Origin of the sequence: Acidocella sp. KAb 2-4 (assembly GCF_020567705.1) — a bacterium.
In the GTDB taxonomy this organism is placed as follows: Bacteria; Pseudomonadota; Alphaproteobacteria; order Acetobacterales; family Acetobacteraceae; genus Acidocella.
The window spans coordinates 43620-53224 of sequence record NZ_JAJDJU010000019.1; the positions used below are offsets into that span (position 1 = coordinate 43620).

The 9605-nt window shown below is 68.0% G+C and carries 10 protein-coding genes; 6 read left to right on the top strand and 4 right to left on the bottom strand.

What is annotated here, in order from left to right; all coding sequences use genetic code 11:
- Positions 1 to 10 precede the first annotated feature (10 nt).
- The 4 genes from tsaD to LI953_RS12025 are packed head-to-tail and all read left to right on the top strand — an operon-like array spanning position 11 to position 4262.
- On the top strand, positions 11 to 1075 hold the full coding sequence (gene tsaD / locus LI953_RS12010) for a tRNA (adenosine(37)-N6)-threonylcarbamoyltransferase complex transferase subunit TsaD (RefSeq protein ID WP_227076325.1): 1065 nt from the start codon (positions 11 to 13) through the stop codon (positions 1073 to 1075).
- Positions 1072 to 1884, top strand: a complete 813-nt coding sequence (locus LI953_RS12015) for a 23S rRNA (adenine(2030)-N(6))-methyltransferase RlmJ (protein ID WP_227076326.1) — start codon at positions 1072 to 1074, stop codon at positions 1882 to 1884. The genes tsaD and LI953_RS12015 overlap by 4 nt, the downstream gene beginning before the upstream one ends.
- Complete coding sequence (locus LI953_RS12020; protein ID WP_227076327.1) at positions 1877 to 2833, top strand: NAD(P)H-dependent glycerol-3-phosphate dehydrogenase; 957 nt, start codon at positions 1877 to 1879, stop codon at positions 2831 to 2833. The genes LI953_RS12015 and LI953_RS12020 overlap by 8 nt, the downstream gene beginning before the upstream one ends.
- The gene (locus LI953_RS12025; protein ID WP_227076328.1) at positions 2826 to 4262 is read left to right on the top strand and encodes a glycosyltransferase family 39 protein; all 1437 of its coding nucleotides are present in this window, start codon (positions 2826 to 2828) and stop codon (positions 4260 to 4262) included. The genes LI953_RS12020 and LI953_RS12025 overlap by 8 nt, the downstream gene beginning before the upstream one ends.
- Here the strand turns inward: LI953_RS12025 and LI953_RS12030 are convergent.
- The 4 genes from LI953_RS12030 to LI953_RS12045 form a co-directional block, all read right to left on the bottom strand.
- The gene (locus LI953_RS12030; RefSeq protein WP_227076329.1) at positions 4179 to 4640 is read right to left on the bottom strand and encodes a DUF4149 domain-containing protein; all 462 of its coding nucleotides are present in this window, start codon (positions 4638 to 4640) and stop codon (positions 4179 to 4181) included. The genes LI953_RS12025 and LI953_RS12030 overlap by 84 nt on opposite strands.
- Entirely contained in the window at positions 4640 to 5944 is a 1305-nt protein-coding gene (gene ahcY / locus LI953_RS12035) for an adenosylhomocysteinase (protein ID WP_227076330.1), read from the bottom strand. Before ahcY ends, LI953_RS12030 begins: the two co-directional genes overlap by 1 nt.
- A 73-nt stretch (positions 5945 to 6017) precedes the next feature.
- Positions 6018 to 6335 carry a c-type cytochrome gene (locus tag LI953_RS12040; RefSeq protein WP_227076331.1) on the bottom strand — a complete coding sequence of 106 codons (318 nt, stop codon included), beginning with the start codon at positions 6333 to 6335 and terminating at the stop codon, positions 6018 to 6020.
- Positions 6332 to 6757 (bottom strand): copper chaperone PCu(A)C, encoded by a 426-nt coding sequence (locus LI953_RS12045; RefSeq protein ID WP_227076332.1) that lies wholly within the window; start codon positions 6755 to 6757, stop codon positions 6332 to 6334. The genes LI953_RS12040 and LI953_RS12045 overlap by 4 nt, the downstream gene beginning before the upstream one ends.
- Before the next feature lie 120 nt (positions 6758 to 6877).
- Between LI953_RS12045 and LI953_RS12050 the strand changes: the two genes are divergently transcribed.
- Positions 6878 to 7288: a dihydroneopterin aldolase gene (locus LI953_RS12050; protein ID WP_227076333.1), complete on the top strand. Its 411-nt coding sequence runs from the start codon at positions 6878 to 6880 to the stop codon at positions 7286 to 7288.
- Between the two features lie 212 nt (positions 7289 to 7500).
- Positions 7501 to 9375, top strand: a complete 1875-nt coding sequence (gene uvrC / locus LI953_RS12055; RefSeq protein ID WP_227076334.1) for an excinuclease ABC subunit UvrC — start codon at positions 7501 to 7503, stop codon at positions 9373 to 9375.
- The last annotated feature ends 230 nt before the right edge of the window (positions 9376 to 9605 follow it).

A 9605-nucleotide genomic window follows, 5' to 3' on the forward strand; every position in this document is an offset into this window, starting at 1 on the left:
AGCGTGCGGCATGGAAAGAAAAGGTGAGCCGCACCCCCCCGGCGGGCCGGTGCTGGGCATAGAGAGTTCGTGCGACGAAACCGCCGCCGCGATTCTGGCGCCGGATGGACGGATTCTCGCCGAGCGCGTGCTGAGCCAGATCGCCGATCATGCGGCTTTTGGCGGGGTGGTGCCCGAAATCGCGGCGCGCGCGCATCTGGCGGCGCTGGATGCCATGGTGAAAGACGCACTGGGCGAAGCCGGGCTGGGGTTCGCTGATCTCGCCGCCATCGCGGGCACGGCCGGGCCAGGGCTGATCGGCGGGCTGCTGGTCGGCACGGGGTACGCCAAGGGCGCGGCGATCGCGGCGGGTAAGCCGTATCTGGCCCTCAACCACCTGGAAGCGCACGCGCTCACCGCCCGTCTGCCGGGGCTGGCGCCGGTGCAGCCGGGATTTCCTTATCTGCTGCTGCTGCTCTCGGGCGGGCACAGCCAATGCGTGGCGGTGGAGGGCGTGGGGCGCTACCGGCTGCTCGGCTCCACGCTGGATGACGCGGTGGGCGAGGCCTTCGACAAATCCGCCAAGCTGCTCGGCCTGCCTTACCCCGGCGGCCCGGCGCTGGAGGCGCTGGCGCGCGAGGGCGATGCCGCCGCCGTGGCGTTGCCCCGCCCGCTGCTGCATCGCGAGGGCTGTGATTTCTCCTTCTCCGGGCTGAAAACCGCTGTGGTGCAGCTGGTTGCCGCCGAGCCGCCCGGCCCGCTGGCGCGCGCCCGCGCCGCCGATATCGCCGCCAGCTTCCAGGCGGCGGTGACGGATATTCTCGGTGACCGTCTGGTCCATGCCCTGGCGCTTTGCCCGGACGCCTCGGCGGTCATCATCGCTGGGGGCGTGGCGGCCAATAGCGCGATCCGCGCCCGGCTGGCCGAAGTGGCGGCCAAGGCCAGCAAGCCGCTGATCGCCCCGCCGCTGCGCCTGTGCACCGATAACGCCGTGATGGTCGCCTGGGCGGCGCAGGAGCGGCTGCGCGCCGGGCAGGTGAGCGGGCTCGATGCCCCCTGCAAGCCCCGTTGGCCGCTGGACCAGCTCACTCCATGAATTACCGCCATATCTACCATGCCGGTAATTTCGCCGATGTGATGAAGCACGCCCTGCTGCTGCCGCTGATCCGCGCCATGCAGCGCAAGGACAAGCCCTTTCTGCTGCTCGACACCCATGCCGGGATCGGGCGTTATGACGTGCGCTCGGTGGAGGCGGAAAAAACCGGCGAGTGGCGCGACGGCATTGGCCGCCTGCTCGACGCCCCGCCGCCCGCCTTGGCTGATTACGTGCGGTTGGTGCAGCGTCTCGGCTTGTATCCCGGCTCCCCGGCGCTGGCGGCGGCGCTGCTGCGGCCGCAGGACCGGCTGATCGCCTGCGAGCTGCACCCCGAGGACGCCGCCACACTGCGCCGGACCATGCGCGGGGCGGAAAACGTGGCGGTGCATGAGCGCGACGGTTACGAGGCCATCGGCGCCTTTTTGCCGCCGCCGGAGAAGCGTGCCCTGGTGCTGATCGACCCGCCCTTCGAGCGCACGGACGAATTCGCCGCAGTGGAGACGGCGCTGCTGGCGGGCTGGAGGAAGTTCAAATCCGGGGTGTTCGTGGTGTGGTACCCGATCAAGCACCGCGCCCCGGTGCGCGCGTTTTTCGAGAGTCTGAAATTAACGCCGCTGCGGGATGTGGTCGCTGTGGAATTCCTGCGCCGCCCGGATACCGACCCCGGACGGCTCAATGGCTGCGGCCTGCTGGTCGTGAATCCGCCTTACGGGTTTGAGGCCGAGGCGGCGCCGGTGCTGGCCGCGTGCGAAACCGCGCTGGGCGAGCCGGGCTGTTCCAGCCTGATCGAAAGGGTGATCCATGAGTGAGTCGATTGCCGTGATCGGCGCCGGGGCCTGGGGCACGGCGCTGGCGGTGTTGCTGGCGCGGGCGGGGAAGGATGTGACGCTGTGGGCGCGTGATGCCGCCAAGCTGGCCGAGATGGCGGCGGCGCGGGAGAATCCACGCCTGAAAGGGGCGGTGCTGCCGCCGGCGCTGCGCCTGACGCATGAGATGCCGGAGGCGGATATTTTGCTGCTGGCGGTGCCGATGCAGCATCTGCGCGGGACCCTGCCCGCTTTGCCGCAAAACGGCGCGCCGCTGGTGCTGTGCTGCAAGGGGCTGGAAACCGGCACGCTGAAACTGCCGCCCGAGCTGGTGACGGGCCGCCCGGCCGCCATGCTGAGCGGGCCGAACTTCGCGCATGAGGTCGCCGCCGGGCTGCCGGCCGCCACGGTGCTGGCCGCGCCCGATGCCGCGCTGCGCGCCCGGCTGATGGCGGCCCTGCGCACCGATACGCTGCGCCTGTACGGCAGCGCCGACATCATCGGCGCGGCGCTGGGCGGGGCGGCGAAAAACGTGATCGCCATCGCGGCGGGCGTGGTGATCGGCGCCGGGCTGGGCGAAAATGCGCGCGCGGCGCTCATCACCCGTGGCCTGGCCGAGATTTCGCGCCTCGCGGTGGCGGTGGGCGGCAAGGCGGAGACGATGTCGGGCCTGTCCGGCATGGGCGATCTGCTGCTCACCTGCACCGGCCCCAGCAGCCGGAATTTCTCGCTCGGGCTGGCGCTGGGCGAGGGGCGGAGCCTGGCCGAAATCCTCGGCGGGCGCAGCGGCGTGACCGAGGGCGTGACCACCGCCCCCGCCCTGCTCGCCCGCGCCGCGCAAGCCAGGGTGGAAATGCCGATCACCGCCGCCGTCACCAGCTTGCTGGCTGGGGAGATGACCGTGCCGCAGACCATGGCGGCGCTGATGAGCCGCGCGCTCAAGGATGAATAGCCAGCGTCTCGCGCTGTTCATCCTGGCGGCGGCAGTGCTGCTGCTCGGCCTCGCTTGGCTGCGCCCGCCAGAATATGACGAAGCCTATTCCCTCTTCCTCGCCGCCGGGCATGCCCGCCCCGCCTGGCCGCAGGGCGTGTTTTCGCCTGCCGCCGTACGTGGCCTGTATGCGGGTGGCGCGGGGTTTGGGCGGATCGCGCATGATCTACGCGTGGGGGATGTGCATCCGCCGCTGTATTTCTGGGCGCTGGAGGTTTGGCGGCGGATCTGGGGGCCGTCCTGGTTCGCGGCGCGGGTGCTGTCGGTGCTGTTCACGCTGGGCGGGCTGGCGGCGCTGGCGCGCTTGGCGGCCGCGGCGGTGGTGCCGGTGCTGCCCGCTCTGGCACTCACCCTGTTCTCCTACGGGTTTGCCTATACCGGCATCGTCGCGCGCGGTTTCGCCCTGGCGCAGCTTTGCGACATTGGCGGCGTGCTGCTGTGTTTCCGCGCGGCGCAAGCGCGGCGTTGGGGCTTGGCGCTGGCGGGCGGGGCGGTGTTTGGCGCGGCGAGTTTCAGCAATTATCTGGCGGTGTTCACCGCGGGCGGGGCGCTGCTCTGGCTGGCCGCCACGCGCTGGCGGCTGGTGCCGGTGGCGCTGGCCGGAATGGCGCCGTTTCTGGCGCTGGATTTCTGGTTCTTCCTGGCGCAGCGGCATTCGCGGGTGGGGCAGTTCGTGCCGTTCAACATGCGCCACGCATTGGCGGTGCTGGCGCGCGATGCCGGGGCGGCGGTGTTTGGCGGATTGCCGGTTTATGCCGGGGCGTTTGCCGTGCCCGTGATGCTGGGCTTGCTCGGGTTGCTGCTGGCCGGGCTGGGCTATGTGGCGCGGCGCCGGCACGCGCAAGCGGGGTTGTTCGCGCTGCTGGCCCTGGCCACCCCGGCCGGGCTGCTGCTGCTCGGGCTGGTCTTCCACAACACGCCGATCGAGATCCGCTACCTCGCCTTCGCCACGCCCTGGCTGGCGTTGCTGCTGGCCCCCGCCCTGCCGCGCCTGCTATTGGCGGCGATGCTGGCGGTGCAGGCGGCGGCCATCGCGGGGCTGGCCTTCGCGCCCGCCACCGCGCAGCCGCAGGGTTTGGCGGCGCGCGCGGCGGCGGCGTATCCGGGCGCGCTGGTGCTGGTGCCGTTTGGCAATGATGGGGTGGGCGTGCCGGGCCCGTTCATCGCCGCCGCACCGGATGACATGCGGATCATGCTCATCCATCCGGGGCAGGCTGTGGATCTGCGGGGCGAGCGGCGCATCGTGCTGGCGGCAATCGGCGCGGATGATTCCAGCCGCAGCGCTAGCGCGCAGATGCTGGCGATGCTACAGGCCGATGCCTGCCTGCGGGAGACGGCGCGGACGAGCCTCATCGCGGTCTTTGACCGCAGCTGCGCGGATCAGCAATAGCAGCGCCGCGAACAGCTCGGCGCCGTTCAGCCAGACCGAGACATTGTGCCAGAACGCGAACCCGGCGGCGTTGTTGGCGGCTTTCAGCGCGTCCATATGCGGCAGCAGCCAGAGCAGCGACCATAGGGTGACGGCGATCACCGCCCCCGGCCCCGCTGCGGCGGCTTTGCGTTGCAGCAGCAACCCGAGTCCCGCCAGCGCCGCGCTGGCCAGCACGAAGCCGTAATACCAGGGGAAGGCGGCGCGGATGAACGCGCCCGCCACCGGCAGCGGCAGATGCGTGAACACCAGCGGCGCCATCACCGCGCCGAAGAACAGCATCCCGCCGGTCAGGATTCCGAGCCCGACAATGGCCAGGATGCCGCCCCAGCTGCGCATCAGTAGCGGTAGAGATCGTGCTTGAACGGCCCCTGCACCTCCAGGCCCAGATAATCGGCCTGCTTCTGGGTGAGCGCGGTCAGCTTGGCGCCGACCTTGGCCAGATGCAGCGCCGCGACCTTTTCGTCGAGATGGCGCGGCAGCACGTACACCTTGTTTTCATACTTGCCGGCGGGCGCGGTCCACAGCTCGATCTGCGCCAGCACCTGGTTGGTGAAGCTGGCGGACATCACGAAGCTCGGGTGCCCGGTGGCGTTGCCGAGATTCACCAGGCGGCCTTCAGAGAGCACGATCAGGCGCTTGCCATCGGGGAACACCACCTCGTCCACCTGCGGCTTGATGTTCACCCACTGGTAGTTGCGCAGCGCCTCGATCTGAATCTCGCTGTCGAAATGCCCGATATTGCAGACGATCGCGCGGTGCTTCATCGCCCGCATGTGGTCGGCGGTGATGACATCGACATTGCCGGTGGCGGTGACGAAGATATCGCCGCGCGGCGCCGCGTCGTCCATGGTCACCACCTCATAGCCTTCCATGGCGGCCTGCAGGGCGCAGATCGGGTCGATCTCGGTCACCATCACGCGGCAGCCCGCGTTACGCAGGCTGGCGGCGGAGCCCTTGCCGACATCGCCGAAGCCGCACACCACGGCGATCTTGCCGGCCATCATCACGTCGGTGCCGCGGCGGATGCCGTCCACCAGGCTCTCACGGCAGCCATAGAGATTGTCGAATTTCGACTTCGTCACAGAGTCATTCACGTTGATCGCCGGGACCTTCAGCTCGCCGGTGCGCGCCATGTCCCACAGCCGGTGCACGCCGGTGGTGGTCTCTTCCGAGATGCCGCGCACATGGGCCAGCAGCTCCGGGTATTTGTCGTGCATCAGCTTGGTGGCGTCGCCGCCATCGTCGAGGATCATGTTGGGCGTCCAGCCATCCGGGCCGGTCACGGTCTGGTTGATGCACCACCAGAACTCGTCCTCGCTCATGCCTTTCCAGGCGAACACCGGGATGCCCGCGGCGGCGATGGCGGCGGCGGCGTGGTCCTGGGTGGAGAAGATGTTGCACGACGACCAGCGCACCGAGGCGCCGAGCGCGGTGAGCGTCTCGATCAGCACGGCGGTCTGGATGGTCATGTGCAGGCAGCCGACGATGCGCGCCCCGGAGAGCGGCTTGGAGGTGCCGAACTCCTCGCGCAGCGCCATCAGGCCGGGCATCTCGTCCTGGGCCATCTCGATCTCCTTGCGGCCCCATTCGGCCAGCGAGATGTCCTTGACCTTGTAATCCAGCTGCGTGGCATCCGGCATAGCGCAATCCTCTCACAACAAATTCTGTTGGCGTTCCTTATTCCGTCGCGGGCGGGCGGACAACCTGGGGCGGTCAGGGTTTTGGCAGCGCGGCGAAATAGGCGGCCACGGCCTCGGCCTCGGCCGGGCTGAGCGCGTGGGCGATGGAGCGCATCAGCGCGTTGCCGCCCTTGCCCTGGGCCATCGCCGCCAGCTCGGCCTCGATCTCGCCCTCGGGCCGGCCAGCCAAAGCGGGAGCGCCGGTGGCGGGTTTGCCGGCGCCGTTCACCCCGTGGCAGGCGGCGCAGGGCAGGGCGCCGTTGCTGTTGCCGTGCAGCACGATGTCCTGCCCCGAGGGCGCGGCGCGGGCGGCCCAGGGCAGCAGGCAGAGCAGAACGGCCAGACGCCTCACGGCGCGCCCGAGGGGCCGTAGACCGGTGCGGTGAGGTCCAGGCTGGTGCCGTCCTGGAAGTCGAGCGTGATTGGCACCTCGGCGCCGACGCGCATTTTTGGCTGCATGCACATCAGATGGTAGCCGCCCTCGGCCAGGGCAATGCTGCCATGCGCCGGGACGGTGAGGCTGGAGACCGCCATCATCATCGAGGTGCCGCCGCTATTCACGCTCTCGTGCAGCATCAACATGCCGCAGGCGGGCGAATGCGCGCCGGTCAGCACGGCCTGGGTGTCGCCGTTATTGGTCAGCGTGAGGTAGGCCCCCGCCGGAATGTTGGGCAGCAGGTAGCGCACCCAGGGGTGCTGCACGCTCACCCCGGCGGGCGGCCCGGCCCAGGCCAGCGCCGGCAACAACCCGAGGGCTAACCATGTCTTGCGCATCCACATCCTCCGCTGGATTGGTTCTACGCCGGTTTAGGCCAAAAAATCCGGTGTCGGGAGGTGCTTTGTGGCCGGGGTGGAGATTGCCTTCGACCCGCCAGGAGCGCAAAACACCGGGCCATGGAATATCCCCGTTATGCCGATGCCACCCGCGCCACCCGCCGGATGTTTATCCGCGATTTGGTGCTCGATGCCAGCATTGGCGTGCACCCGCATGAGCATGAGCGCTGCCAGCGCATCCGCATCAACCTCGACCTTGGCGTGGCGGATGACGGCGCGCAGCGGCTCTCCCGCACGGCGGTCGGCGCCGATGATCTGGCGCGGGTCGTGGATTACGAATCCATCGTGAATAATGTCCGCGCCGCCGTCACCTCGGGCCATGTGCAACTGGTGGAGACCTTGGCAGAGCGCCTAGCCGAGATCTGCCTGGCTGATCGCCGGGTCCGGCTGGTGCGGGTTTGTGTGGAAAAGCTCGACGTGTTCGCCGACGCGGTCGCCGCGGGCGTGGAAATCGAGCGCCGCAACGATTAGTTTTCCACCGCCCGAATTGGTGTGGATTCAACGTGTTTTGGGGTTGATTTCAGGCCTTTGGCTGCGCGGTTGTTTCTGAAAAAATGTATTGATATCAGCGTGTTAACTCTGGGTAATAAGCCAAACGGACGAAATGCGGCTTTTGCTGGCCGAATCCGGGTTGTCCCGGCTTTTGGCGCAGTGTCCACACACTTATCCACAGGGTTATCACGATGAGTGTGGATAAGCCGTCGGCGGTCGGAGTCACCGTGATTGAGACGGCGTTGCGCACGATGCCCGGCAACCCTGGCGTGTATCGGATGCTGGGCGCCAAGGGCGAGGCGCTCTATGTCGGCAAGGCGCGCAATCTGAAAAAGCGGGTGGTGGCTTATACCCAGCTTGCTCGCCTGCCCGAGCGCCTGCGCCGGATGGTGTCGGAAACGGTGTCGATGGAGATCGTGACCACCCACACCGAAGCCGAGGCGCTGCTGCTGGAAGCAAACCTGATCAAGAGGTTACAGCCGCATTACAATATCTTATTGCGCGATGATAAATCCTATCCCTGGCTGATGCTGACCGAGGATCACCCCTACCCGCAACTGGCCAAGCATCGTGGCGCGCAGACGCGCAAGGGCAGCTATTGGGGGCCGTTTGCCTCGGCCTGGTCGGTCAATCAAACCGTGCAGGCCTTGCAGCGCGTGTTCCTGCTGCGCACCTGCGAGGACACGGTATTCGCCAACCGCACCCGGCCCTGCCTGTTATTTCAGATCAAACGCTGCAGCGCACCATGCGTCGGGCGGATCTCGGAAGCGGATTACGAAACGCTGGTGGAGCAGGCGAAGGCGTTCCTGTCGGGAAAAACCAGTGCGATCCAGAAGGATCTCGCGGCCGCCATGCAGGAGGCGGCAGAGCATCTGGAGTTCGAGCGCGCGGCGGCAATCCGCGACCGCATCCGCGGGCTCACGCAGGTGCAGAGCACCGATGTGATCAACCCGGCCAGCCTGGGCGATGCCGATGTCATCGCCCTGCACCAGGCCGCGGGGCAGAGCTGCGTGCAGGTGTTTTTCATCCGTGGCGGGCGCAATAACGGCAATCGCAGCTTCTTCCCCGCCAACACCAAGGGGGACGAGCCGGGAGCGGTGCTGGCGGCGTTCATCTCGCAATTCTACGACAACAAGCCGCCGCCGCCGCAGGTCCTGCTCAACCACGTGCCGGAGGAGGAGGAGCTGCTGGCGGAAGCGTTGTCGCTGAAGGCGGGGCGGAAAGTGGCGGTGCTGGTGCCGCAGCGGGGCGAAAAGCATGATGTGGTGATGCACGCCGCGACCAATGCGCGCGAAGCGTTGGAGCGTAAGCTGGCCGAGAGCGCCGGGCAGGGCAAGCTGCTGGCCGCCGTGGCGGAGCTGTTCGGCCTGCCGGAGACGCCGCAGCGGATCGAGACCTATGACAACTCGCATATCATGGGCACCAACGCGTATGGCGTGATGGTGGTGGCTGGGCCGGAGGGGTTCAACAAATCCGCCTATCGCAAATTCGGCATCAAGAGCGCCATCACGCCGGGCGATGATTTCGGCATGATGCGCGAGGTGCTGGAGCGCCGGTTCGGCCGCGCCTTGGCCGAGGACCCGGACCGGGCGTCGGAAAACTGGCCGGACCTCGTGCTGATCGATGGCGGCGCCGGGCAGCTTTCGGCGGCCAAGGCGATCATGGCCGAGCTGGGGCTGGAGGATATTCCGCTGGTCGGCATCGCCAAGGGGCCGGACCGCGATGCCGGGCGGGAATGGTTTTATATGGAGGGGCGCGACCCCTTCCAGCTGCCGCCGCGTGACCCGGTGCTTTACTTCCTGCAACGCCTGCGGGACGAGGCGCACCGCTTCGCCATCACCACCCACCGCAATGCGCGCAGCAAAAAGATCACCACCTCGGAGCTGGACGAGATCCCCGGCATTGGCGCGGCGCGCAAGAAGGCGCTGCTGTTGCATTTCGGCTCGGCGCGAGAGGTGCGCGGCGCGGGGCTGAGGGATTTGGAGGCGGTGGATGGCATCAACCGCGCCACCGCGCGGGCGGTGTACGCGTTTTTCCATCCCGGCGTGCGGCTGGACGAGGCATGAATTTGCCGTAATGCCGCCACGGTCGGGCGGCTAAAAGGGACGCGTCAGGCAGGGAGGTAGGCGCGATGAGCCAGGAGATTTGGGCCAGTCTGGAGACCGAGGCGCGGGCGGCGCCGTCCATCAAGGATCTCTTCGCCGCCGACGCTGCTCGCTTTGCCAAATTCTCGGCGCGGTTTGGCGAGATGCTGCTGGATTTCTCCAAGACCAGCCTGACGGAGGCGTCGCTGGCA

Excerpts from the sequence above, each read along its gene's own strand:
- tsaD (WP_227076325.1), top strand. The coding sequence starts at position 11 with ATGGAAAGAAAAGGTGAGCCGCACCCCCCCGGCGGGCCGGTGCTGGGC.
- LI953_RS12015 (WP_227076326.1), top strand. The coding sequence starts at position 1,072 with ATGAATTACCGCCATATCTACCATGCCGGTAATTTCGCCGATGTGATG.
- LI953_RS12020 (WP_227076327.1), top strand. The coding sequence starts at position 1,877 with ATGAGTGAGTCGATTGCCGTGATCGGCGCCGGGGCCTGGGGCACGGCG.
- LI953_RS12025 (WP_227076328.1), top strand. The coding sequence starts at position 2,826 with ATGAATAGCCAGCGTCTCGCGCTGTTCATCCTGGCGGCGGCAGTGCTG.
- LI953_RS12030 (WP_227076329.1), bottom strand. The coding sequence starts at position 4,640 with ATGCGCAGCTGGGGCGGCATCCTGGCCATTGTCGGGCTCGGAATCCTG.
- ahcY (WP_227076330.1), bottom strand. The coding sequence starts at position 5,944 with ATGCCGGATGCCACGCAGCTGGATTACAAGGTCAAGGACATCTCGCTG.
- LI953_RS12045 (WP_227076332.1), bottom strand. The coding sequence starts at position 6,757 with ATGCGCAAGACATGGTTAGCCCTCGGGTTGTTGCCGGCGCTGGCCTGG.
- LI953_RS12050 (WP_227076333.1), top strand. The coding sequence starts at position 6,878 with ATGGAATATCCCCGTTATGCCGATGCCACCCGCGCCACCCGCCGGATG.
- uvrC (WP_227076334.1), top strand. The coding sequence starts at position 7,501 with ATGAGTGTGGATAAGCCGTCGGCGGTCGGAGTCACCGTGATTGAGACG.